Here is a 26,889-nt window from a genome sequence, read left to right as displayed (position 1 = left end):
TCGAAGCGACGCCCGGCTCGGCGCGGCCCCGGAATCCAGAAAGGAACCCGGAGATGACCGATGCCGTGCTGAGCCGGCAGGCGTTCCCGATGCCCCGCTCGGGCTGCCCGTTCGACCCGCCGCCGGAATACGCGCGGCTGCGGGAAGAGGATCCGGTCGCGGGCGCGGTGCTGGCGGACGGGATGCCGGTCTGGCTGGTGACCCGGCATGCCGACGCCAGGGCGGCGCTGACGGATCCGAAGATCAGCGGGGACCTGCGCAGTGCGGGCTGCCCCGTGCCGGGCGGCGGCCCCGCGATCCCCCCAGGCGTGCGGCCGCCGTTCGCCCGGACCGACCCGCCCGAGCACACCCTCTACCGGAAGCTGCTGCTGCCGAGCTTCACGGTGAAGCGCGTCAAGGCGATGCGCCCGCGGATCCGGGAGATCACCGGGGAACTCCTCGACGCGATGGCCGCCAGGCCCGGCTCGGCCGACCTGGTCGAGGCGCTGGCGCTGCCCCTGCCGTCACTGGTGATCTGCGACCTGCTCGGGATTCCCTACGCGGACCACGAGTTCTTCCAGTCCCGGGCCAAGGTCGTGCTCAGCCGCGCCAGCTCGCCCGCCCGGTTCCACGAGGCGTTGCGGGAACTGCGCGAATACATGATCGGGCTGCTGGCCGCCAAGCGGGCCGAACCGGCCGACGACATCCTGACCAAGCTCGTCCAGGCCCAGGCCGAGCACGACATCCCCGACGAGGACCTGGCCACCACCGCGCAAGCTTTGCTCAACGCCGGGCACGAGACCACGGCGAACATGATCTCGCTGGGCACGGTCCTGCTCCTCCGGCACCCGGAGACGCTGGCGGAGCTGAAGGCGGATGCCGCGCTGTGGCCGGGTGCGGTGGAGGAACTGCTGCGCTACCTCAGCATCGGCGACCTGGTCTCACCCCGCGCGGCCAAGGAGGACGTCCGCATCGGCGATCGCGTCATCCGCGGCGGTGAAGGCATGTTCGTGCTCACCGGCTCCGCCAATCGCGACCCGGCGGCGTTCCCCGACCCGGACCGGTTCGACGTCCGCCGCTCCGCCCGGCACCACCTCGCCTTCGGGTACGGCGTCCACCAGTGCATCGGGCAGAACCTCGCCCGGGCCGAGCTGGAGATCGTCTTAGAGGCCCTTTTCGACCGGTTCCCGGCCTTGCGCGTGGACACCCCGGTGGCCGACCTGGCGTACAAGCGGGACGCGGCCCTGTTCGGCCTCCACGACCTGCGGGTTTCCTGGTGAGCTTCCCGCGGTGAACCGAAGGGGACCTTCCTCCGGACGATCGGAGGAAGGTCCCCTTCAGCCGTCAGCGGGCGTCGGCCGGTGACGTGGTGGCCAGCCGGGTCCGGAGATAGCCGGCCAGTGCCGCCGGAGTCGGGTTGTCGAAGACGGCCACCGGAGGGATTTCGCACCCGGTGGCTTCCGCGAGGCCGTTGCACAGTTCCAGCGCCGTGAATGACGAGAAGCCCAGCTCGAGGAAGTTGCTCGCGGTGTCGACGGCTTCGGGCGCGCTGCCGAGCACCGCGCCGGCGTAGGTGCGGACGAGGTCGAGGAGGATGCGTTCCTGCTCGGGTGCCTGCGCCTCGGCGAGGCGGTTGCGCAGGTCCGGGGCGGCGGGAACGGACGGTGTGCGCGGTGCCCCGTCGCCGTTCCGGCGGCGCCAGCCGGCCAGCGCGGGGAGCAGCGCGGTGAGCGTGGGAAGCTGGTTTTCGTCCAGGGACAGTGCGGTGGCGAGCGCTTCGGTGTCGGCGTTCTCGACGGCTTCCCAGAACCCCTTCTCCGCGAAGGACCGGCCGCCCTCGAGCCAGAACCGCTCGTGCTGGAAGGCGTAGGTGGGCAACGGGATTCGCCGGGGCTCGGCGCCGAAGGCCGGGCGCCAGTCGACCGCCGTGCCGCGGGTGTGGGCTTGGGCCAGCCCGAGGGTGAAGGTCTCCGGTTCCGGGCGGCCACGGCGCAGGGTGGGCGTGACGAGCGGGTCGCGGGTGTCCCCGGTGAGGCAGTCACCGGCGGCCGGAGCGAGAACGGCGTCCGGGCCGATCTCGAGGTAGACCGTGGTGCCCTCGGCGGCGAGCGTCCGGACGGCGTCGCGGAAGCGGACGGGTTCCCTGGCCTGCCGCACCCAGTAGCCGGGGTCGGCAAGCAGCCCGGCGGGGGCGAGCTCGCCGGTGAGGGTCGAGACGAGCGGGATTTCCGGCGCCGAGAAGCGGACCTTCGCCGCGACTTCACCGAACTCGCCGAGCATCGCGTCCATGTGCGGTGAGTGGAACGCGTGGCTCACCCGCAGCCGCCGGATCCGGCGGCCCTGTGCCCGCCAGTGCGCCGCGACGTCCGACGTGGCTTCCGCGTCGCCCGCGATGACGAGTGAGTCCGGCCCGTTGACCGCGGCCAGGCAGACCCGGTGGTTCCCGGCCAGGTGCGGCCGCAGTTCCGCTTCGGTCGCCTGCACCGCGATCATCGCGCCACCGAGGGGCATGGCCTGCATCAGCCTGCCCCGGGCAGCGACCAGCATGGCGGCGTCGGCGAGGTCGAACACCCCGGCCACGTGCGCCGCGGCCAGCTCCCCGATCGAATGCCCGGCGACCAGTGCCGGTCGGACACCGCGGGAGGCGAGCAGCCGCGCGAGCGCGGTCTCCAGCGCGAACAGTGCGGGCTGGGCGTATTCGGTGCGATCGAGCGCCGCCGCTTCGGGCGTGCCCTCGGCGGCGAACAGCACGTCCCGTAGCGGGCGGTCGAGGTGGCGGTCCAGCTCGGCGCAGATCTCGGCCAGCGCTTCGGCGAACGCGGGGAAGGTCCCGGCGAGTTCGCGTCCCATCCCGGGCCGCTGGCTCCCTTGGCCGGCGAAGAGGAATGCCGTTCGTGCCGGGCCGTTCGCCCGGCCGGTGACCACGTTGGCGGCGGGGATTCCCTGTGCCAGCGCGCGAAGGCCGTCCCGCGGGGTACCCCCGACGATCGCGGCCCGGTGGTCGAACGCCGTTCGCGTGGTGTGCAGGGAGAAGCCGACGTCCCGCGGGTCCGGCCGGCCACCGTCCACAGCGGACAGCAGGCGGGCGGCCTGTGCCCGCAGCGCGTCCCGGCTCCGGGCCGAGAGCAGCCAGGGAAGCACGGACGGCGGCTCGTCCCGCGGCGCCCGGGCGGGTTCGGCGGGTGGTTGTTCGAGGATGAGGTGGGCGTTGGTGCCGCTGATGCCGAACGACGAGACGGCGGCGCGGCGAGGCCGGCCGGCTTCGGGCCACGGCCGGGCCGAGTCGAGCAGGGACACCGCACCCGCTGCCCAGTCGACGTGGGGTGAGGGTTCCTCGGCGTGGAGGGTGCGGGGCAGGATGCCGTGGTGGAGCGCGAGGATCATTTTGAGGATGCCGGCGATTCCGGCGGCGGCCTGGGTGTGGCCGATGTTGGATTTGATCGATCCGAGCCAGAGGGGTTCGGTTCGGTCCTGGCCGTAGGTGGCGAGGAGGGCTTGGGCTTCGATGGGGTCGCCGAGGGTTGTTCCGGTGCCGTGGGCTTCGACGGTGTCGATGTCCGATGTGGTTAGTCCGGCGTCGGCGAGTGCTTGCCGGATGACGCGTTCTTGGGAGGGGCCGTTGGGTGCGGTGAGTCCGTTGGATGCGCCGTCTGAGTTGATGGCGGAGCCGCGGATGACGGCGAGGACGGGGTGGCCGTTGCGTTGCGCGTCGGACAGCCGTTCGAGGACGAGGACGCCGGCACCTTCGGAGAAGCCCGCGCCGTCCGCCGCCGCCGAGAACGACTTGCACCGGCCGTCCGGGGCCAGCCCGCGTTGACGGCTGAACTCCAGGAACACCGCCGGCGTGGCCATCACGCTCACCCCGCCTGCCAGCGCGAGCGAGCATTCACCGGCGCGCAGGGACCGGGCCGCCAGGTGGGCGGCGACCAGTGACGACGAGCACGCGGTGTCGACGGTGATCGCCGGGCCCTCGAGGCCGAACGTGTAGGCCAGCCGCCCCGAGGCGACGCTGGTGGTGTTCCCGGTCAGGTGGAAGCCTTCGGTGTCCCGGTAGGACCGCGAGCTGTAGTCGTTGTGCACCACGCCCGCGAACACGCCGGTCGGGGTGCCGCGCAGGGAAACCGGGTCGATGCCCGCGTGCTCGATGGCCTCCCAGCCGGTCTCCAGCAGCAGCCGCTGCTGCGGGTCGGTGGTGAGCGCTTCGCGCGGGCTCATGGCGAAGAACGCGGCGTCGAAATCGCCCGCGTCGCCGAGGAACCCGCCCTGGCGGGCACAGCAGGTGCCGGGGTGGTCGGGGTCGGGGTGGTAGAGCCCGCCGAGATCCCAGCCGCGGTCGGCCGGGAAGTCGCCGACGGCGTCTACGCCGTCGTGCACGAGCCGCCAGAGCTCCTCCGGCGTGCCGGCACCGGGGTATCGGCAGGCCATGCCGATGATCGCGATCGGTTCCGCGGTCGTGGCGCTCGGTGTGGTGACCCGCGAGGTCTCGCCGGTGCCCGCCAGCCGGGTGTGCAGGTGCTCGACGAGCGCGGCCGGTGTCGGGTGGTCGAACACCAGCGTCGCCGGGAGCTTCAGTTCCGTGGCGGCGGTGAGGCGGTTGCGGAGCTCGACGGCGGTGAGCGAGTCGAACCCGAGCTGCTTGAACGCGTGGTCCGCGTCGAGTGCGCCCGGATCGCCGTGGCCGAGCACGGCCGCGGTGTGGCCGAGGACGAGGGTGCGCAGCTGCCTGAGCCGCTCGTCGGGGGAGAGCCCGGCAAGCCGCCCGGAGACGCCACGGGGGACAACGGCGGCGGCGGGCTTGGCCACGTGGACCAGCGAGCGCAGGATCGGCGGCACCGAACCGGCTTCCCGTAGTGCCTTGGTGTCCAGCGGGCAGGGCACCAGCGCCGCCTGGGGAGCGTTCAGCGCGGCGTCGAACAGGGCCAGCCCGTCGGCCGCGGAGATCGGCCGGAGCCCGGCGCGGGCGAGCCGGGTGGCGTCCGCTCCCGCGGTCATGCCGCTGGCCGGCTCCCAGAATCCCCAGGCCAGCGAGTGTGCGGGCAGCCCGTCGGCCTGCCGTCGCTGCGCCAGTCCGTCCAGGTAGGTGTTGGCGGCCGCGTAGTTGGCCTGGCCCGGCGTGCCGAAGACACCCGCGGCGGAGGAGAACAGCACGAAAGCGGACAGGTCGTGCCGCCGGCTGAGTTCGTCGAGATTGCGTGCGGCGACGGCTTTCGGTGCCAGCACGGCGTCGAGCCGGGCCGGGGTGAGGGCTTCGAGCGTGGCGTCGTCGAGGACCCCCGCCGCATGGATCACGGCGGTCAGGTCGGTGTGTTCGAGCAGCCGGGCGAGGGCGTCGCGGTCGGCGGCGTCGCAGGCGGCGATGGTGACGTCCGCGCCCAGCGCGACCAGTTCGTCGCGCAGTTCCGCGGCACCTTCGGCGTCGAGGCCACGGCGGCTGGTCAGCAGCAGGCGCCGGACGCCGTGCCCGGTGACGAGATGGGCGGCCAGCAGCGCACCGAGGGTACCGGTCCCGCCGGTGATCAGCACCGTCCGCGCCGGATCGAGCGGGGCGGGGACGGTGAGCACGACCTTGCCGGTGTGCCGGGCCTGCTGCAGGAACCGGAACGCCTGCGGCGCCTGGCGCACGTCCCACGCGGTGACCGGCAGCGGCTCGAGCACGCCCTCGGCGAACAGCGCGCCCAGCTCGGTGAGCAGCTCCTGGATCCGGTCCGGTCCGGCCTCCCACAGATCGAACGCCCGGTAACGCACCGCGGGATGGTCCTCGGCGTTCCGGATGTCGGTCTTTCCCATCTCGAGGAAGTGACCGTCCGGTTTGAGCAGGCGCAGCGACGCGTCGACGGCGGGACCGGACAGCGAGTTCAGGACGACGTCGATGCCCTGGGGAACCTCCTGCTCGAAGCCGAGCGTGCGGGAGCTCGCTACGGTCTCGTGCCCGCGCAGGAGGTCCCATTTGGCGGGGTGCGCGGTCGCGTGGGTGCGCGCGCCCAGATGGTGGGCGATCCGGGTGGCGGCCATGCCGACACCACCGGCCGCCGCGTGGATCAGGACGTGCTGCCCGGGTTCGACGGAGGCGAGGTCCTTCAGCGCGTAGTACGCGGTGAGGTACGCGATCGGCGTGGCGGCGGCTTCGGCGAAGGTCCAGCCGTCCGGGATCGGGGCGAGCAGCCGGTGGTCGGTCACCCCGGCCGGCCCCATCGCGCCGGGGACCAGGCCCATCACCCGGTCGCCGGGCGAAACCGTCGTGACATCGCCGGCGACCTCCAGCACCACGCCGGCGGCCTCGCTCCCGATGCGCACCGAATCGTCGGGGTACATCCCGAGCGCGATGAGCACGTCGCGGAAGTTCAGCCCCGCCGCGCGGACACCCAGCCGGACTTGCCCGGGACCGAGCGGCTCCGCGTCGACGGCGGCCAGCGCGAGGTTGTCGAGGGTGCCCTTCCCGGTCGTGTCGAGCCGCCAGTCCGGACCGTCCGGAACGGGCAGCTCGGCAGGTGACGTGCGGGCCAGGCGTGGCACCAGGACCCGTCCCTGCCGCAGAGCGAGCTGCGGCTCGCCGGTGGCGAGCGCGGCGGGCAGCGCCGTCGCGGGGGAATCGCCGATGTCGGCGAGGACGAGACGGCCGGGGTGTTCGGTCTGCGCGGACCGCAGCAGCCCCCAGACCGCCGTGGCGGCGAGGTCGGTGACCCGGTCGCCGGGGCCGGTGGTGACCGCGCCGCGGGTCGTGACGACCAGCCGGGCGCCGCCGAACCGGTCGTCGGCGATCCAGTCCTGGGCCAGAGCCAGGGCGTCGTGGACCGCGCCGGCCCCGGAGACGGGGACCAGCACGGCTTCGGGCAGCCGGGTGCCGCTCTCGACCGCCGCGCCGAGTGCGGCGAGGTCCGCGTGGTCCTCGCCGAGGGTCACGCACGCGATGGCGCTTTCGGCCGCGGGAGCCGGGACCCAATCCACGGTGAACAACGCACGGCCGCCGCCCCGCAGCAGGTCGCGTGTCACCGGGCGGGTGCTCAAGCGGCCGATCGTCGCGATGGGTGTCCCCGCCTGGTCGTGCAGCTCGGCCCGCAGGGTGTCGGGGCCGGTGACGGTCAACGTCGCCCGCAGCGCCGAGGTGGTGCCCAGTGCGTGCACGGTGACCTGGCCGAAGGTGAAGGGCAGCCGCGGTTCGGCCGATCTTCCGGCGAGAACGTGCAGGGCCGCGTCGAGCAGCGCCGGATGCACGGTGTGGCCGCGCGTCTCGCGGGGGAGCTCGACGTCGGCGTAGTAGCGGTCGCCGTCGCGCCAGGCCGCTCGCAAGCCGCGGAACGCCGGGCCGTAGTCGAGCCCGAGCGCGGAAAGCTCGTCGTAGAGGGAATCCAGGGGCAGCTGACGCACTCCGGGCGGTGGCCACGCCTGCACGGACGCGGGTGCGGCAGCGGGTTCGCGGCTCACCGTCGCGGTGGCGTGCCGGGTCCACGGTTCGTCCTCGTTCTGCCGCGAATGGACGGTCACGGTGCGCGTGCCGCCTGCCTCGGCGGTGATGGCGACCTGGAGCTGGACGGCCGCGCCCGCCAGGGTGAGCGGGGCTTCGAGGAGGAGCTCGTCGATCGTGGCGCAGCCGGCCCGGTGGGCCGCGTGCAGGGCGAGGTCGAGGAACGCGGTCCCCGGCAGCAGGACGGACCCGAGGACGCGGTGGTCGGCGATCCACGGCAGGCTGTGGCCGGAGATCCGGCCGGTGAACAGCAGTGAGTCGTCCTCGGCCACGGTGATCATCGCGCCCAGCACCGGGTGCTCGCCGTCGTCCTGCCCGAGGGCCGTGACGTCGCCGGACGCCGCCGCCGATTCGAGCCAGAACCGCTGGTGCCGGAAGGCGTAGGTGGGCAGCTCGACCCGGCGTGCGGCGGGACCGCACACCTGCGACCAGTCGGCGACGGCGCCGAAGGTCCCGGCGTGCGCGACCGAGGTGAGGAACCGGCGCCAGCCGCCGTCGTCGCGGCGCAGCGAACCGACCGCGCCGCCGGGAACCCCGGCGGCGGCGAGGGTTTCCTGGACGCCCATGGTGAGCACCGGGTGCGGGCTGGCTTCGATGAACAGGTGGTGCCCGTCCGCCGCGAGCGCGCGGACGGCGTCTTCGAACCGCACGGTGTGGCGCAGGTTCCGGTACCAGTACCCCGCGTCGAGGGTGGTGGTGTCAGTGAGCAGCCCGCCGTGCAGTGTCGAGTAGAACGCGATTTCCGCGGGCCGTGGCTCGATCCCGGCCAGCGTGCCGAGCAGCTGGTCCCGGATGACTTCGACCTGTGGTGAGTGGGACGCGTAGTCGACCGCGATCCGGCGGGCGCGGACACCGTCGGCCTCGCAGGCGCTCAGCAGTTCGCGCAGGGCCACGGGTTCGCCGGTGACCACGGTCGCCTCCGGCCCGTTCACCGCGGCGACGCTGATCTTCCGGCCCCAGCGCGCGATCCGCGAGCGCACGCCGGTTTCGGGCAGCGACACGGACACCATCCCGCCGCCCCCGGAGAGCGCACGCAGCGCCCGGGACCGCAGGGCGACGATCTTGGCCCCGTCGGCGAGCGACAACGCACCCGCGACACAGGCCGCGGCGATCTCGCCCTGGGAATGCCCGACCACCGCGGCCGGTTCGACGCCGAGTGACCGCCAGAGCGCGGCGAGGGAGACCATGACCGCCCACAGGGCCGGCTGGACCACGTCGACCTCGTCCATGCCGGGTGCGCCCGGCGCGGCACGGAGGACGTCCGCCAGCGACCATCCGGTGTGGACGGACAGCGCCGCACCGCACTCGTGGATCCGGTCCCGGAACACCTCGGAGGAGTCCATCAGCTCCAGCGCCATGCCCGCCCACTGCGAGCCCTGCCCGGGGAAGACGAACACGGCCTTCGCGGGGCCGGAAGCCGTGCCCTGGACCACCGACGGTGACGGCTCGCCCTGTGCCAGTGCGCGCAACCCGTCGAGGAACTCCACGCGCTTCTCGGCGACGACGGCGGCGCGGTGCTCGAACGGGGTGCGCGTGGTGGCCAGCGAGTGGCCGATGTCGGCCGGGCTGAATTCGGGATGGGCTTCGACGTGGGCCAGCAGCCGGGCGGCCTGGTCGCCGACGGCGTCCGCGGTGCGGGCGGTGATCAGCCAGGGCAGCTGCCCGACCTCGAGCAGATCCGGGTCCGCGGCCGCGGGTTCGGCGGGTGGTTGTTCGAGGATGAGGTGGGCGTTGGTGCCGCTGATCCCGAACGACGAGACCCCGGCGCGGCGCGGGTGCCCGGTTTCCGGCCACGGCCGTCGATCGGCGAGCACGGACACCGCACCCGCCGCCCAGTCGACGTGGGGTGAGGGTTCGCCTGCGTGGAGAGTCCGGGGCAGGACGCCGTGCCGGATGGCCTCGATCATCTTGAGGATGCCGGCGATTCCGGCGGCGGCCTGGGTGTGGCCGATGTTGGATTTGATCGATCCGAGCCAGAGCGGTTCGGACCGGTCCTGGCCGTAGGTGGCGAGGAGCGCATGCGCTTCGATCGGATCGCCGAGGGTCGTGCCGGTGCCGTGGGCTTCGACGGCGTCGATGTCCGATGTGGATAGTCCGGCGTCGGCGAGTGCTTGCCGGATGACGCGTTCTTGGGAGGGGCCGTTGGGTGCGGTGAGTCCGTTGGATGCGCCGTCTGAGTTGATGGCGGAGCCGCGGATGACGGCGAGGACGGGGTGGCCGTTGCGCTGCGCGTCGGACAGCCGTTCGAGCAGGATCATCCCGGCGCCTTCGCCCCAGCCGGTGCCGTCGGCGCCGGCCGAGAAGGACTTGCACCGGCCGTCCGGGGCCAGCCCGCGCTGGCGGCTGAACTCCACGAACACCTGCGGGACGGCGATCACGGTGACGCCGCCGGCGAGCGCGAGGTCGCATTCGCCGGTGCGCAGGGACTGGACGGCGAGGTGGGTGGCGACCAGCGACGACGAGCACGCGGTGTCGACGGTGACGGCCGGGCCCTCCAGGCCGAGGTGGTAGGCGAGCCTGCCGGAGGCGACACTGGTCGTGTTCCCGGTCAGGTAGTAGCCCTCGCTCGCCGAATAGGCGCGGGCGCTGTACTCGTTGTAGATCACTCCGGCGAACACGCCGGTCTTGCTGCCGCGGAGCGAGAGCGGGTCGAGGCCGGCCCGCTCGACCGCTTCCCAGCCGGTCTCCAGCAGCAGCCGCTGCTGCGGGTCGATGGCCAGCGCTTCGCGGGGGTTGATGCCGAAGAAGGCGGCGTCGAAGCCGCCCGGGTCGCGCAGGAAGCCGCCCTCGACGACGTAGGTCTTGCCCGCCCGGTCGGGGTCCGGGTCGTACAGCGACGCCACGTCCCAGCCGCGGTCGGTGGGAAAGGCCTCGATGGCGTCGACGCCATCGTCGACCAGCCGCCAGAGCCCGGCGGGGGAGTCGACGCCGCCGGGGAAGCGGCACGCCGTCCCGACCACCGCGATCGGCTCGTGGCGGCCCGATTCGACCTCGGCCAGCCGCTGGCGGGTCTTGGCCAGGTCGGCGGTGACCCACTTGAGGTAGTCAACGAGCTTCTCGTCGTTCGTCATCTGCGTTCTGCTTTCCTGGTCAGTCCCGCGCCCGGCCCAGCTCGGAGTCGATGAAGGCGAAGATCTCGTCGGTGCTGGCGGTTTCGATGCGGTCGGTCATCGCTTCGTCCTCGCCGGGCTCGCCGGCGGAAAGCCACTTCGACAGCAGGGCCTGCAGCCGGGTGGTGATCCGGCCGCGCTCCGCCGCACCGGCGGGCAGCGCGTCGAGGGTCTGCTCGAGGCGATCGAGTTCGGCCAGCACCGGCGGCACGTCCGGTTCTCCGGGCGCCAGCGCGGCGTGCAGGTACCCGGCCAGCGCCGACGGCGTCGGGTGGTCGAAGACGAGGGTCGTCGGGAGTTTGAGCGCGGTGGCGGCGGCGAGCCGGTTGCGCAGCTCGACCGCGGTCAGCGAATCGAACCCGAGCTCGGCGAACGGCCGCCGCGGATCGACCGCGGTGGCGGAGCCGTGGCCGAGCACGGCCGCGGTGTGCCCGCGGACGAAGGCGACCAGCTGTTCGCGCTGCTCGGCCGGGGCGATGCCGTCGAGCCGCACCTTCGCGGGGTCGTCCACTGTGGACCTGACGGCCGGCCGGACCAGAGCGCGGAGCAGCGGTGGCACGGACTCCGCGGCGGCCTTGCCGTCCACCGGCGTCGCGACCAGACCGGCATCCGGCGTGGCGAGTGCGGCGTCGAACAGGGCGAGACCCTGCTCCGCGGACAGCGGGGCGAGGCCGGACCGGCGGAGCCGCGCGATCCCGGCGTCGTCGAGGGCGCCGCCCATCCCGCCGCCGGTCCACAGCCCCCAGGCGAGCGACTGCGCCGGGAGGCCCTGGGCGCGGCGGTCGTGGGCGAGCGCGTCGAGATAGGTGTTGGCGGCGGCGTAGTTCGCCTGGCCCGGATTGCCGAAGACGCCCGCGATCGAGGAGAACAGCACGAACGCGGCGAGGTCGTGCTTCCGGGTCAGGTCGTGGAGGTTCCGCGCGGCGTCGGCCTTCGGCGCGAGCACGGCCATCGTGCCTTCGGGCGTTTGCGCGGCCAGCGCACCGTCGCGCAGAACACCGGCGGTGTGGATCACCGCTGTCAGGTCGATGCCGTGCAGCAGCTTCGAGAGGGCGTCGCGGTCGGCGGCGTCGCAGGCCGCGACGGTGACTTCGGCGCCGAGCCCGGCGAGTTCCGCTTCGAGTTCGGCGGCGCCCTCGGCGCCGGGTCCCCGGCGGCTGGTCAGCAGCAGCCGCCGGGCGCCGTGCGCCGCGACCAGGTGCCGGGCCACCTGCGCGCCGAGCGTGCCGGTTCCGCCGGTGATCAGGACCGTGCGGTCCGGGTCGAGCCGCGCGGGGAGGGTGAGCACGATCTTGCCGGTGTGCCGGGCCTGCTGCAGGTACCGGAACGCCTGGGGCGCCTCACGGATGTCCCACACCGTGATCGGCAGCGGCGGCAGCTGGGACTTCTCGAACAGCGCGACCAGTTCGCGAAGCATCTCCTGGGTCCGCCGGGGGCCGGCCTCGATCAGATCGAAGGGCTCGTAGGTGACCTCGGGATGCCGCCGCGCGATGTCGGCCGGATCGCGCAGGTCGGTCTTGCCCATCTCCAGCAGGTGGCCGCCCGGCTTGAGCACGCGCAGCGACGCGTCGAGGGCGGCGCCGGTGAGGGAGTTGAGCACGGTGTCGACCGGGTGCGGCAGCTGGTGCTCGAAGTCGAGGGTGCGGCTGCTCGCGACGGTGTCGTGCCGGTGCCCGGCGATGACCGGCCACTTGCCGGGGTGGGCGGTGGCGTGCGTGTGCGCGCCGAGGTGGTGCGCGACGTGCGTGGCGGCCATGCCGACCCCGCCCGCGGCCGCGTGGATCAGGATGTGCTGGCCGGGTTTCGTGCGCGCGAGGTCCTTCAGCGCGTAGTACGCGGTCAGGTAGACGATCGGGATCGCGGCGGCTTCGGCGAAGGAAAAGCCGTCCGGCATGGTCGTCACCGTTTGCCGGTCGGCGATGGCGACCGGGGCGAACGCGCCTTCGACCAGGCCGAACACCCGGTCTCCCGGCGCGAGGTCGGTGACGCCGGGGCCGGTCTCCACCACCACCCCGGCGCCTTCGCCGCCGATCACGATGTCGCCCGGATACATGCCCAGTGCGGCGAGGACGTCGCGGAAGTTCAGGCCCGCGGCCCGCATCGCGATCCGCACCTCGCCCGGGGCGAGTGGACGGTCCGCCGCGGCGTCCGGGGTGAGCGTGAGGTTCTCCAAGGTGCCCTTCGCGGTGACGTCGAGCCGCCAGGAGCCGGTGTCCGGCGGGACGAGGGCGCCTTCGCCGGCGCGCGCCAGCCGGGGCGCGAGGATCTCGCCGCCGCGCAGGGCGAGCTGCGGTTCGCCGGTGGCCAGCGCGGCGGGAAGTGCTTCGTACGACGCGGGTTCGCCGTCGACGTCGATCAGCACGAACCGGTCCGGCGCTTCCGACTGCGCGGACCGGAAGAGCCCCCACAACGGGGCGCTCACGAGGTCGATCCGGCCGGTGCCGGTGGCGACCGCGGCCCTGGTGACCAGCGCCAGCCGGGACGCGGCGAACCTCGGATCGGCGAGCCAGCGCTGCGCCAGGTCCAGCCCCAGCAGGGTCGTTTCGTGGCCGCCGGTGTCCGCCGGAAGCGTGGCGAGCACGGTGCCGGGCACGGCCGCGCCGGAGTCGAGCGCGGCACCGAGCGCGTCCAGGTCCGGATGGGCCGGGACCGTGCCGAGCGCGGTTTCGACCGCGGCGATCACCGCCGCGTCCTCCCCGAGCACCGCGCACCTTCCCGCTGCCGTGGCCGGTTCGACGGCGGTCCACGCCACGGTGAACAGCGACTGCCGGGCGGCGGTCGCGAGCTGGGCCGCGGAGACCGGCCGGGTCGTCAGGTTCTCCACGGTGGCCAACGGCGCGCCGGCCGCGGTGTACAGGCGGATCCGCGCGGAGCCCGGCCCGGTCGCGGTGAGGTGGACGCGGGCCGCGGCGGCGCCGGTGGCGTGCACCGCGAGGCCGCCGAAGCTGAAGGGCAGCCGCGGTTCGGTGGCGAGGAGGTGGAGGCTCGCGTCGAGCAGGGCCGGGTGGACGCCGTAGCCGCCGGTGGCGAGCTCCGCGGGCAGTTCGATCTCGGCGTAGTGGTCGTCGCCGTTCCGCCAGGCCGCTCGCAGGCCACGGAACGCCGGACCGTAGTCCAGGCCCAGCGCGGCGAGCTTCTCGTAGACCCCGTCGACCGGTACGGGGGCCGAGCTCGCGGGCGGCCACGCCGTCAGCGCGGCGGGAACGGCGACGTCGTCGGTCAGGGTGGCGGTGGCGTGCCGGGTCCAGGGCCGGTCCGGCCCCGGCCGGGAGTGGATGGCGACCTCCGTGCCCTCGGCGGTGACCTGCAGCTGCACACCCTCGGCCGGAAGGACCAGCGGGGCTTCGAGGAGGAGTTCTTCGACCCCGGCGTGTCCCGTGCGCCGGGCCGCGTGCAGGCAGAGGTCCGCGAAGGCCGTGCCGGGCAGCAGCACCGAGCCCAGCACGGTGTGGTCGGCGAGCCACCCGGCGGTGCCGGGGGTGACGTGGCCGGTGAGGACGACGGAGTCGCTGTCCGCGAGCGAGATCATCGCGCCGAGCAGCGGGTGTTCGGGCTGGTCCTGGCCGAGCGCGGTGACGTCCCCGGCGCCCGCCGGCGCGTCGAGCCAGAACCGCGCGCGCTGGAACGGATACGTGGGCAGGCCGACCAGGCGGGCCGGGCCGAAGAACGCGGGCCAGTCGACGGCGCCGCCGTGCACGTGGACCGCGGCGAGCGCGGCCAGCACCGCCTGCGGCTCGGGAACGTCCTTGCGGAGCGTGGGAACGGCGTTCGCGGTGGCCAGCGTTTCCGGTGCCATGGCGGTGAGGACCCCACCCGGCCCGAGCTCCAGGAAGGTGGTGACGTTCTCGCTGCCCAGCCGGCGGACGGCGTCGGCGAACCGGACCGCTTCCCGGGCGTGCCGCACCCAATGGCCGGCCGTGCCGAGGTCGGCCGGTTCCCCGGTCAGCGTCGACACGACCGGGATCAGGGGCGGGGCGAAGGCGAGGCCGTCGACGACCGCGCGGAACTCGTCGAGCATCGGGTCGATCAGCGGCGAGTGGAAGGCGTGGCTGACGGCCAGCCGCCGCGTCCGGCGGCCGAGCGCGGCGAAGTGCGCCGCCACGGCGAGCACCGGTTGTTCGGCACCGGAGACGACGGTCGAGGCCGGGCCGTTGACCGCCGCGATCCCGGCAGTTCCGGTCAGGAGCGGAAGCACTTCCTCCTCGGTGGCCTCGACGGCGACCATCGCGCCTTCCGCCGGAAGGGCCTCCATCAGCCGCCCACGGGCGCAGACCAGGGTGGCCGCGTCGGCGAGGGAGAGCACGCCCGCGACGTGGGCGGCGCTGATCTCGCCGACGGAGTGCCCGGCGAGGAAGCCGGGCCGCACGCCCCACGACTCGAACAGCCGGAACAGCGCCACTTCGAGGGCGAAGAGGGCGGGCTGCGTGTACGACGTCCGGTCGAGCAGCGCGGCGTCGGTCCACATCACCTCGGCGAGCGGGCGGTCGAGGTGCGGGCCGATGGCCGTGCACACCTCGTCGAACGCGGCCCGGAACACCGGGAAAGCGGCATGCAGTTCGCGGCCCATGCCGACGTGCTGCGCGCCTTGCCCGGTGAACAGCACGGCGAGTTCGCCGCTCGCCGCCGTGCCGGTGACGACGTCCGGTGCCGGCCTGCCGGCGGCGAGCGCTTCGAGACCCTCGCGAAGGTTCCCGCTGATGACGGCCCGGTGCTCGAAGGCGGTGCGCGTGGTGGCGAGCGAGTAACCGATATCGGTGGCGGACAGTTCGCCGCCGGCCCAGGGCAGGAGCCGCCGGGCCTGCTCGCGCAGCGCCGGCTCGGTCTTCGCCGAAAGCGGCCACAGCACGGGCCCTTCGCCGGTGGCGGGCCCGGGTTCCGCCTCGGGAGCCTGTTCCAGCACGACGTGGGCGTTGGTGCCGCTGATCCCGAACGACGACACGGCCGCGCGGCGCGGCCGGTCGACCGGCGGCCACGGCCGGGTCTCGGTGAGCAGCGAAACCGCGCCCGCGCTCCAGTCGACGTGGGGTGACGGTGCGTCGACGTGCAGGGTCCGCGGCAGGACGCCGTGCCGCAAGGCGAGCACCGTCTTGATCACCCCGGCGACCCCGGCCGCGGCCTGGGTGTGCCCGAGGTTGGATTTGACCGAGCCGAGCCACAGCGGCGTTTCCCGATTGCGACCGTAGGTGGCCAGCAGTGCTTGAGCCTCGATCGGGTCGCCGAGGGTGGTGCCGGTACCGTGCGCTTCGACCGCGTCGATGTCCGATGTGGACAGACCGGCACTGGTGAGGGCTTGGTGGATGACGCGCTCCTGCGACGGCCCGTTCGGTGCGGTGAGGCCGTTGGACGCACCGTCGGAGTTGACCGCGGAGCCGCGGACGACCGCGAGGATCGGGTGGCCGTTGCGCTGGGCGTCGCTGAGCTTTTCCAGGAGCAGCAGGCCGGCGCCCTCGGCCCAGGCGACGCCGTCGGCCGCGGCGGCGAAGGACTTGCAACGGCCGTCCGGTGCGAGGCCGCGCTGCCTGCTGAACTCGACGAACCCGTCGGGCGTGGCCATCACCGTGACCCCGCCGGCGATGGCGAGCGTGCACTCGCCCGCGCGCAGCGACTGAGCGGCGAGATGCAGGGCCACCAGTGACGACGAGCAAGCGGTGTCGACCGTGACGGCCGGGCCCTCCAGGCCCAGCGCGTAGGCGACGCGGCCGGACGCGACACTGCCCGCGCTGCCCGCGCCGAGGTAGCCCTCCAGCTCCTCCGGAACCGGCTTGACGCGTGAGCCGTAATCGCCGTACATGATCCCGGCGAACACACCGGTCCTGGTGCCGCGCAGGGAAACCGGGTCGATCCCGGCGCGCTCCACCGCCTCCCACGACGTCTCGAGGAGCAGCCGTTGCTGCGGATCGGTGGCCAGTGCCTCGCGGGGGCTCATGCCGAAGAACCCGGGGTCGAACCCGGCCGCGTCGGCCAGGAATCCGCCGTGCCGCGTGGACGACGTCCCGGCGTGGTCCGGGTCGGGATCGTAGGCGACGCGCCAGCCGCGGTCGGCCGGGAACTCGCCGATGGCGTCCCCTTCGGACTCCACCAGCCGCCACAGGTCTTCGGGACTGGCGACGCCGCCCGGATAGCGGCAGGCCATGCCCACGATCGCGACCGGCTCCCGCAGCCCCGCTTCGACGCCTGCCAGGCGCTGCCGGGCCGCGTGCAGGTCGGCGGTGACCCGCTTGAGGTACTCGCGGAGCTTGTCCTCGTTGGCCATCGTGAACCCTTCTCGGCGGTGGGTGGTCGTCAGAGCTCGTTGTCGATGAAGGCGAAGATCTCGTCGTCCGATGCGGATTCGAGGTGTTCGGTCACGGCCTGGCCGGAGGAGTCCTCGCCGTTCAGCCTGCCGAGCAGGTCGTGAAGCCGGCGGCCGAGCACCTCGCGGGCCTCGGCGTCGTCGGCGAGCTTCGCCCACGTGGCTTCCAGCCGCTCCAGTTCGGCCTCGACGAGCCCGGCACCGGACGGCTCGCGGGCGGTGAGCTCACCGCGGATGCGCCGGGCGAGCACGGCCGGGGTCGGGTGGTCGAAGACGAGCGTGGCAGGCAGCTTGACCCGCGTTTCGGTGCTGAGCCGGTTGCGCAGTTCGATGGCGGTCAGCGAGTCGAACCCGAGTTCGGCGAACGCGTGGTCCGGGCGGATCGTGCCGGGATCGGGGTGGCCGAGCACGGCCGCGGCGTGCGTGCGGACCAGGTCCAGGAGGATCTTCTCCTGCTCGGATTCCGGCCTGTCGCCGAGCCGCTCGATCAACGTCGGCCCGGCTTTCGCGGCCGCGGGGCGGGTGCGGACGAGCCCGCGCAGCACCGGTGGGAGGGTGCCTGCCTCGGCCTGTGCCCGCAGCGCCGCGCTGTCGAAGCGGGCCGCGACGGCGTGGGTGTGCTCCAGCGCGGCGTCGAACAGGGCGAGGCCCTGGTCGGTCGTCAGCGCGGTCAGGCCGGATCGCTGGATCCGGGCGAGATCGGCACCACCGAGGGCGTCCGCCATGCCCGCTTCCCAGACACCCCAGGCGATCGACCGGATGCCGGGCCGGTGCCCGGCGAGTGCGTCGAGGAACGTGTTGGCGGCGGCGTACCCGGCCTGTCCCGCGGTCCCGAGCACACCCGCCGCCGAGGAGAACAGGATGAGTGGCACGGCGGTGAGCTCGCTCAGGTGCCAGGCGGCGTCGACCTTCGGACGGAAGACGGCGTCGAGCCGTTCCGGGGTGAGGGACGCCACGACGGCGTCCTCGACGACCCCGGCGGCGTGGACGACGGCGGTGAGCGGGTGCTCGGCCGGGATGGCGTCGAGCAGCCGGGCCAGCGCGTCGCGATCGGAGACGTCACAGGCCGCGACGGTCACGTCCGCGTCGAGGTCGACCGTGCCGCCGGTGCGGCTGACCAGCAGCAGGTGGCGGACGCCGTGTGCCCGGACGAGATGGCGCGCGATCAGCCTGCCGAGCGCACCGGTCCCGCCGGTGACGAGCACGGTCCCCTCGGGATCGAGCCGCGGCTTGTCCGTTGCGGGCTCGGCAGGCAGCAGCGCCGGCGCGTAGCTGACGCCTTCGCGCACCGCCAGCTGTGGTTCGCCGACGGGCAGTTCGGCCGGGACGTCCGCATCGACGTCGACGAGTGTGACGCGGCCCGGGTTTTCGGTCTGGGCGCTGCGGACCAAGCCCCACACCGGCGCCATGGCGAGGTCGACGTCGTTGCCCACCTCGACGGCACGGTGCGTGACGACGACGAGGCGCGTGTCGGCGAACTGTTCTCCGGTGAGCCAGTCCTGCAGCTGCCGCAGGGTGTTCCGGGCGACGGCGTGGGCCTGGGCGGGCACGTCGCCGTCCGCCCGGCCCGGCGTGATCACGACGGTCGGCTCACCGTCGAACTCGTCGAGGAACGCCCAGTCCGTGGTGGTGTCCGCGGTGATCGGCGACCAGCCGACCCGGTGCAGAACCTGCTTGGCGGCGAACCCGCCCGCGGGGACCGGGCGCACGGCCAGCTCGTCGACCGTCATGACCGGCAAGCCGTCGGCGCCGGTGATCCGCAGGGCGTAGCCGTCCGGGGTCCGGGTGATCCGGGCGCGCAGTTCGCGCTCGCCCGTGCGGTGCACGGTGACCCCGCGCCAGGCGAACGGCAGCAGCACTTCACCGCCGAGCGTCCGGAGGACCAGCGGGTGCAGGGCCGCGTCCAGAAGTGCGGGATGCAGGCCGAACCGGTCCGCGCCCCGGTCCTCGGGGAGCGCGACTTCGGCGTAGACGTCGTCGCCGTCCTGCCAAGCGGCCCTCAGACACTGGAACGCGGGCCCGTATTCGTAGCCGCCGTCGGCCAGCCGGTCGTAGGCCTCGACGACGTCGATCGCGACGCCGGCCGGCGACCAGGGGCCGGCCGCCTCGGCAGGCGCGGCTCCGGTCAGGACGCCGGTGGCGTGCACGGTCCACGGCGCGTCGTCGTGTTCGGGCTGGGCGTGGACGGAAACCGTGCGGTGCCGGGTCTCGTCACCCGCGCCGACGGTGACCTGCACGCGCACGCCACCCCGGCCGGGCAGGACGAGGGGCTCGCGCAAGGTGAACTCTTCCAGGCGATCGCAGCCGGACCGCCGGCCGGCGTGCAGCGCCAGCTCGACCAGCGCGCTGCCGGGGACGACGGTCGTGCCCAGCACGGCGTGGTCGGCCAGCCACGGCTGGGCCGAACGGGAAAGCCTGCCGGTGAACACCGTGCTTCCGCCGTCGGCCAGCTCGACCGCGGCACCGAGCAGCGGGTGCTCCGCGCGGTGCTGCCCCGCGGCGGCTTCCCCGGTGCCGGTGGGCGCGTCGAGCCAGAACCGCCGGTGCTGGAACGGATACGTGGGCAGGTCGGCTCGCCGGCCGCCGCCGGGGAACACCGCGGCCCAGTCGATGCGCGTGCCCCGCACGTACGCGGTGGCCAGCGCGGTGAACAGGGTTTCGGGTTCCGGCCGGTCGCGCCGCAGCACGGAGGCGAGCCCAGGAGACTCGGTGAAGCAGTCCTCGGCCGCCGCGGTCAGCACGCCGTCGGGACCCGCTTCGAGGCACACCGCCACGCCGTGCGCTTCCAGGGCCCGTACGGCGTCGAGGAACCGGACCGGGCGCCGGATCTGCCGCACCCAGTATTCCGGCGTGCGCACGTCTTCGCTGATTCCGCCGGTGACGGTGGAGACGATCGGGGTCCGCGGCTCGTGATAGGTCAGGCTCCCGGCGATCCGCCGGAAGTCGTCGAGCACCGCGTCCATGTGCGGCGAGTGGAAGGCGTGGCTGACGCGCAGCCTGCTCGTCTTCCGGCCCCGCTCCCGCCAGTGCGCGGCGAGGGCGGTGACGGTTTCGTCGTCGCCGGAGACGACCACGGACGCGGGCCCGTTGACGCTCGCGATTCCGGCGAGACGTTCTTTCCCGGCCAGGAGGGGGAGGACCTCCTCCTCACTCGCCTGGACGGCGATCATCGTGCCGCCGGGTGTCGCCGCCCGCATCAGCCGCCCGCGGGCGGTGACCAGCGTCGCGGCGTCCACAAGGGACAGGACGCCGGCGACGTGCGCCGCGGAGATCTCGCCGACGGAGTGGCCCACCAGGTACCCGGCTCGCACGCCGAAGTGCTCGAGCAGCCGGTACAGCGCGACCTCGAGGGCGAACAGGGCGGGCTGGGCGAAGTCGGTCCGGTCGAGCAGCGCCGCGTCTTCGCCGAAGACGACGTCGCGGAGCGGCCGGTCGAGGTGGTGGTCGAGCTCGGCGCACACCTCGTCGAAGGCCGTCGCGAACACCGGCTGCGCCGCGTGCAGTTCGCGGCCCATGCCGAGCCGCTGGCTGCCCTGGCCGGTGAACAGCACCGCGGTCGCCCCGGCAGCCGCCGTCCCGCGTACGACGTGTGCCGCGGGCGTCCCCGCGGCCAGGGCGGCAAGGCCGTCCGCCAGTGCCGGCCCGCTCCGGGCGATCACGACGGCGCGGTGTTCGAACACCGCCCGTGTCGTGGCGAGGGAGTAGGCGATGTCGACGGACGGCTCGACCTCCGCCAGCCGGCTCGCCGCGTCGGCCAGTGCTCGCTCGGTCCGGGCCGAAAGCGGCCACGGCAGCACACCGCCGGTGACCGGCGGTGCTGCCGGCTCGGCAGGCGCTTCGGCCAGGGGCTCTTCCAGGATCAGGTGGGCGTTGGTGCCGCTGATGCCGAAGGAGGACACACCGGCGCGGCGCGGCCGGTCCACCCGGGGCCAGTCCTCGGGTTCGGTGAGCAGGGACACCGCACCCGCACTCCAGTCCACCCGGGACGTCGGTGCGTCGACGTGCAGGGTGCGCGGCAGGAACCCGTGCCGGATCGCCTGCACCATCTTGATCACCCCGGCGACCCCGGCCGCGGCCTGGGTGTGCCCGATGTTCGCCTTGACCGAACCGAGCCGCAGCGGCTTGGCCCGGTCCTGGCCGTAGGTGGCCAGCAAGGCCTGAGCTTCGATCGGGTCGCCGAGGGTGGTGCCGGTACCGTGCGCTTCGACCGCGTCGACGTCCGAAGCGGCGAGGCCGGCGGCGGCCAGTGCCTGCCGGATCACGCGCTGCTGTGCGGGGCCGTTCGGGGCGGTGAGCCCGTTGGACGCGCCGTCGGAGTTGACCGCGGAGCCGCGGAGGACGGCGAGGACCGGGTGGCCGTTGCGCCGCGCGTCGGACAGCCGCTCGAGCAGGACGAGCCCGGCCCCTTCGGACCACGCGGCACCGTCGGCCGCGTCGGCGAAGGACTTGCACCGCCCGTCCGGAGCGAGCCCGCGTTGCCTGCTGAACTCGACGAACGTGGCCGGCGTGGCCATCACGGTGACTCCGCCGGCCAGCGCGAGGTCGCATTCCCCGGCACGCAGCGCCTGTGCGGCCAGGTGCATCGCGACGAGCGAGGACGAGCACGCGGTGTCGACCGTGACCGCCGGGCCTTCGAGACCGAACGTGTAGGCGACGCGGCCGGAGGCGATGCTGCCCGCGCTGCCGCTGACGAGGTAGCCCTCCAGCTCGGCCGGGATTTCGCGGACGCGAGAGGCGTAGTCGTCGTACATCACGCCGGTGAACACCCCGGTGCCGCTGCCGCGCAGTGCGGCCGGGTCGATGCCGGCCCGCTCGAAGACCTCCCAGCCGGTTTCCAGGAGCAGCCGCTGCTGCGGGTCGGTGGCCAGGGCTTCCCGCGGGCTCATGCCGAAGAACGCCGGGTCGAAATCGCCCGCGCCGTCGAGGAAACCGCCGTGGCGGGTGTAGCAGGTGCCGGCGTGGTCGGGGTCCGGGTGGTACAGCGCGTCGAGGTCCCAGCCGCGGTCGGCGGGGAAGCCGCCGATGACATCCGCTTCCGACGTGACCAGCTGCCACAGGTCCTCGGGCGAGCGGACCCCGCCGGGGAAGCGGCAGGCCATCGAGACGATCACCACCGGATCGCCGTCGGCCACGGCGGTGGTCGCGACCGGTTTCGCGGCGGAGGTACCGGCCAGCTCACCGCGCAGGTACGCGGTCAGTGCGGCCGTGGTGGGGTGGTCGAAGACCAGTGTGGCAGGCAGCCGGAGCCCGGTGGCCGCGCTGAGCCGGTTGCGCAGCTCGATCGCGGTGAGCGAGTCGAAGCCGAGGTCCTTGAACGGCCGGACGTCGTCGACCGCACCCGGATCGCCGTGGCCGAGGACGGCCGCCACCGCGCCGCGCACGATCTCGGGCAGCCGCTCCTGGACGTCCTTCGCGGAGCCTGCCCGCCTTGCCGCGGGAACCAGCCCGCGCAGCAACGGATGGGGCACGGCCTGGGCACGCAGGGCGGCGGTGTCGAACCGGACCGGGGCGACGAGCGCGCGGTCCGCGGCGAGCGCGGCGTCGAACAGCGCGAGCCCTTCCTCGGTGGGCATCGGCGCGATGCCGGCCCGGTGCAGCCGCGCGCGGTCCGCGGCGGCTGTCATGCCGCTGTCGGCGTCCCAGAGTCCCCAGGCGAGGGAAACGGCGGGAAGGCCGAGGTCACGGCGGTGCGCGGCCAGCGCGTCGAGGAAGGCGTTGGCGGCCGCGTAGTTGGCCTGGCCCGCGCTGCCCAGCACACCGGCGGCCGAGGAGAACAGGACGAACCGGGTGAGCGGGCGTTCCCGGGTCAGTTCGTGCAGGTGCCATGCGGCGTCGACCTTGGACCGGAAGACCGCGTCGACCGAGGCCGGCAGGAGGGTGTCCAGCGCGCCGTCGTCGAGAGCGCCGGCCGCGTGCACGACCGCGGTGACCGGATGTGCCTCGAGCACCCGCGCCAGCGCGGCGCGGTCACCGGCGTCGGCCGCGGCGACGATGACCCGCGCCCCGAGGCCTGCCAGTTCCTCGGCCAGGCCGCCGGCGCCGCCCCGGCGGCTGAGCAGGACGAGGTCCCGCACCCCGTGGTGGGTGACCAGGTGCCGGGCCAGCAGGCGGCCGAGGCCGCCGGTCGCGCCGGTGACGAGGACCGGGCCGTCGCCGAAGGGGTCGGCGGGCGCCGGCGCGAGCCGGGCGAGGCGGGGGGCCAAGAGCCGTCCGTCCCGGACCGCGAGCTGCGGTTCCGCGGTGGCGGCCCGGATCGCCGCCGCCGTCGCCGGACCGTCCACGAGGGACAACCGGCCGGGGTGCTCGAGCTGCGCGGTCCGCAGCAGGCCCCAGACCGGGGCGGTGGCGAGGTCGACCGGGGTGTCGCCGGTGTCGACGGCGTCCCTGGTGACGACCACGAGCCGTGACCCGGCGAACCGCTCGTCGGCCAGCCAGCGCTGGACGAGGCCGAGCATCCGGTACGTGGACTCGTGTGCGGCCTCGATCACCGGCCCGCCGGCGGCGGTGCACTCGGTGATCACCACCGCGGGAGCCGAGGGGAACGCGGCGAGCTCGGGGTGGGCGGGGACACCGAGGCCGAGGTCGCCGGTGCCGAGCACCGCCCAGTCGCCGCCGTTCCCGGCGGGGGCGTCGACCGCGGTCCACTCGACGGCGTACAGCGGCTGCCGGCTCGTGGTGAGCCGCCCGGCGGGCACCGGCCGTGAATGCAGTGCCTCGACGGTGAGGACCGGAGTGCCCGCCGTGTCGGCTAGAGCCACCTCGGTCGCACCGGAAGCCGTCGGCGAGAGCCGGACCCGGACCTCGGTGGCGCCACGAGCGTGCGCGGTGAGGCCGGTCCACGAGTACGGCAGGTGCAGCGGCCCGCCGAGCAGTTCCAGGACCGCCGGGTGCAGAGCGGCGTCGAGCAGGGCGGGGTGGACGCCGAACCCCCCGGCGCCGACGTCGTCCGGGAGGGCGACCTCGGCGAACCGCTCGGCACCACGCGACCAGAGCGACCGCAGGCCCTGGAACGCGGGGCCGTACTCGTAGCCGTGGTCGGCCAGCCGGTCGTAGGCGTCGCCGAGGTCGACCGGAGTCGCACCCGGTGGTGGCCAAGCCGTCGCCCAGTCCGCGCGCGGCCGGGTGCCGCCACTGGCGAGCAGGCCGGTGGCGTGGCGGGTCCACGGCTCCTCCTCGCCGGTGCGGGAGAACACGGTGAACGGGCGGCGGCCGGTGCCATCGGCCGGGTGGACCACCAGCTGGAGCGTGGCTTCTTCGTCCCCGTCGAGCACCAGCGGCGCTTCGAGGGTGAGCTCGTCCACGCGGTCCTCGCCCACGGTCGCGGCAGTGTGCAGGGCGAGGTCGGCGAACGCGGCGCCGGGCAGCAGCACGGCACCGGCGACGGCGTGGTCGGCCAGCCACGGCTGGGTGCGCGGGGAAAGCCGGCCGGTGGCGACGTGCCCCCGGCCATCGGCGAGCCCGATGGCCGCGCCGAGCAGCGGGTGCCCGCCGGCGGTCAGGCCGAACGCGGTGGCGTCGCCTGCCACCTCGGGCGCCGCCAGCCAGTAGCGACGGTGCTGGAACGGGTAGCGCGGCAGTTCGACCTTGCGCGCGCCGGGGAACACGGCGGCCCAGTCGATCTCGGCCCCGTGGACGTGGGCTTCGGCGAGCGAATGGAAGAACCGGTCGAGCCCGCCGTCGTCGCGGCGCAGGGAGGAGAGCGCGGCGGCATCAGCGCCGGTCGCGTCGATGGTCTCCTGGACGCCCATGACGAGCACCGGATGCGCGCTGGCCTCGATGAACAGGTCGTGGCCCGCGGCGAGGGCGGCTCGCGTGGCCTCCTCGAACCGCACGGTCGTGCGCAGGTTCCGGTACCAGTAGCCGGCGTCGAGGGTCGCCGTGTCGAGCGCGGCCCCGGTGACCGTCGAGAGGAAGGGCACGTCCGTCGCTTGTGGACGGACCGGGGCCAGCCGCCGCAGCAGGTCCTCGCGGATCCGTTCCACGTGTGCGGAGTGGGAAGCGTAGTCGACGGCGACCATCCGGGCGCGGTGCCCGGCCGCGGTGAGCTCGTCCCGCAATCGCCGGAGGGCGTCCGGGTCGCCGGACACGACGACCGACCGCGGCCCGTTGACGGCCGCGATCGACACGGACTCGCCCAGGTACCCCCCGAGTTCGGCGGCGGGAAGGGAAACCGACATCATGCCGCCCTGTCCGGCCAGCGCGCCGAGCGCCTGGCTCCGCAGCGCGACCACCCGCGCGCCGTCGGACACCGACAGCGCACCGGTGACGGTCGCGGCGGCGATCTCGCCCTGCGAATGCCCGATCACCGCCGCGGGCCGGACGCCGTAGGAGCGCCACAGCTCGGCGATGGAGACCATGACCGCCCACAGCACGGGTTGCACGACGTCGACGCGGTCCAGCGAACCGCCGCGCAGCACGTCCAGGAGCGACCAGTCGCAGAATTCGGCCAGCGCGCCGGCGCATTCGGTGATCCGGCGGTGGAACACCTCGGAAGTGTCCAGCAGCAGCTCGGCCATGCCGATCCACTGCGAACCCTGGCCGGGGAAGACGAAGACCGGGTTCGCCGGGCGATCGGCGATCCCGGTGACGACGCCGGCGTCCGGGTCACCGGCGGCGAGGGCTTCGAGGCCACGGCGGAGGTCTCCGGTGACCACCGCACGGTGGCCGAAGGTGGTACGGGTGGTGGCCAGGGAGAAGCCGACGTCCGCGCCTTCCCCGCCGGCGAGCGGGAGGAGCTGCCGTGCGCGGTCTCGGAGCGCCGCGGGCGACTTCGCGGAAAGCGGCCACAGGACCGGGTTCGCCGGCGGCGGGGCAGCGGGAGCCGGCGCCGGTTCGGTGGCGGGAGGCTGTTCGAGGATGAGGTGGGCGTTGGTGCCGCTGATGCCGAACGAAGACACGGCGGCGCGGCGCGGCCGGCCGGCCCGTGGCCAGTCGCGGGTTTCGGTGAGCACCGAAACCGCCCCCGTGGCCCAGTCCACGTGCGGGGTCGGTTCGTCGGCGTGCAGGGTCCGCGGCAAGGTGGCGTGCTCGATCGCCTGCACCATCTTGATCACGCCGGCGATCCCGGCGGCGGCCTGGGTGTGCCCGATGTTCGACTTGACCGACCCGAGCCACAGCGGCTCGTCGCGGTCCTGGCCGTAGGTCGCCAGCAGCGCCTGCGCTTCGATCGGGTCGCCCAGCGACGTGCCGGTGCCGTGTGCCTCCACCGCGTCGACGTCCGACGTGGACAGCCCGGCGTTCGCGAGGGCCTGGCGGATGACGCGTTCCTGGGAGGGGCCGTTCGGGGCGGTGAGGCCGTTGGACGCGCCGTCCTGGTTGACCGCCGAACCGCGGAGCACGGCCAGCACGCGGTGGCCGTTGCGCTGTGCGTCGGAGAGCCGTTCCAGCACGACCATCCCGGCCCCCTCGGCCCAGGCCGCGCCGTCCGCGCCGGCGCCGAAGGACTTGCAGCGGCCGTCGGGTGCGAGCCCGCGCTGGCGGCTGAACTCGATGAACACCGCCGGCGTCGCCATCACCGTGACCCCGCCCGCCAGAGCCAGCGTGCATTCGCCGGTCCGCAGCGCCTGGGCGGCGAGGTGCATCGCGACGAGCGAGGACGAGCACGCGGTGTCCACCGTGACGGCGGGCCCTTCCAAACCCAGGGTGTAGGACAGCCGCCCGGACGCGACACTGCCCGCGCTGCCGCTGACCAGGTAGCCCTCGAACCCGGGCGGAGCCTGGACGTGCCGCGAGCCGTAGTCGTCGTACATGACGCCGGTGAACACCACGGTCCGGCTGCCGGCCAGGGCGGCCGGGTCGATGCCCGCGTGTTCGATCGCTTCCCAGCCGGTCTCCAGCAGCAGCCGCTGCTGCGGGTCGGTGGCGAGCGCCTCGCGCGGGCTGATGCCGAAGAACTCGGCGTCGAACTCACCGGCGTCGTAGAGGAAACCGCCCTGACGGACGTAGGACGTGCCCGGGTGGTCGGGGTCCGGGTGGTAGAGCGCGCCGAGGTTCCAGCCGCGGTCGTCCGGGAAGCCGCCGATGGCGTCTGCTTCGGACTCGACCAG

General features: G+C 74.0%; 2 protein-coding genes and 3 pseudogenes (1 of these 5 running past the window's edge). 1 reads left to right on the top strand and 4 read right to left on the bottom strand.

What is annotated here, in order from left to right; genetic code table 11:
• Nucleotides 1-53: 53 nt before the first annotated feature.
• A complete protein-coding gene (locus QRY02_RS15450; protein WP_285992211.1) occupies nt 54-1,259 on the top strand; it encodes a cytochrome P450 in 1,206 nt (401 codons plus the stop codon).
• A gap of 118 nt (nt 1,260-1,377) precedes the next feature.
• Here the strand turns inward: QRY02_RS15450 and QRY02_RS15445 are convergent.
• From QRY02_RS15445 to QRY02_RS15435, 4 genes and pseudogenes are all read right to left on the bottom strand, one after another.
• Nucleotides 1,378-10,494, bottom strand: a pseudogene (locus QRY02_RS15445) (SDR family NAD(P)-dependent oxidoreductase); the annotation flags it as partial.
• Nucleotides 10,495-10,531: 37 nt separating this feature from the next.
• Nucleotides 10,532-10,747: pseudogene (locus QRY02_RS48850) on the bottom strand (type I polyketide synthase); the annotation flags it as partial.
• Nucleotides 10,748-10,780: 33 nt separating this feature from the next.
• A pseudogene (locus tag QRY02_RS15440) lies at nt 10,781-16,837 on the bottom strand (SDR family NAD(P)-dependent oxidoreductase); the annotation flags it as partial.
• Nucleotides 16,834-26,889 carry the 3' end of a type I polyketide synthase gene (locus QRY02_RS15435; protein WP_285992208.1) on the bottom strand. It continues 18,099 nt past the right edge of the window, so 10,056 of the gene's 28,155 nt are visible here — the last part of the coding sequence; the start codon falls outside the window, past its right edge; its stop codon occupies nt 16,834-16,836. The pseudogene QRY02_RS15440 and the gene QRY02_RS15435, both read right to left, overlap by 4 nt.

This window comes from Amycolatopsis sp. DG1A-15b, from assembly GCF_030285645.1.
Taxonomy (GTDB): domain Bacteria; phylum Actinomycetota; class Actinomycetes; order Mycobacteriales; family Pseudonocardiaceae; genus Amycolatopsis.
This window is presented reverse-complemented; position numbering and strand designations above follow the sequence as displayed.

What these genes read in the sequence shown, in the direction of transcription:
- QRY02_RS15450 (WP_285992211.1), top strand. Translation starts at nt 54, where the DNA reads ATGACCGATGCCGTGCTGAGCCGGCAGGCGTTCCCGATGCCCCGCTCG.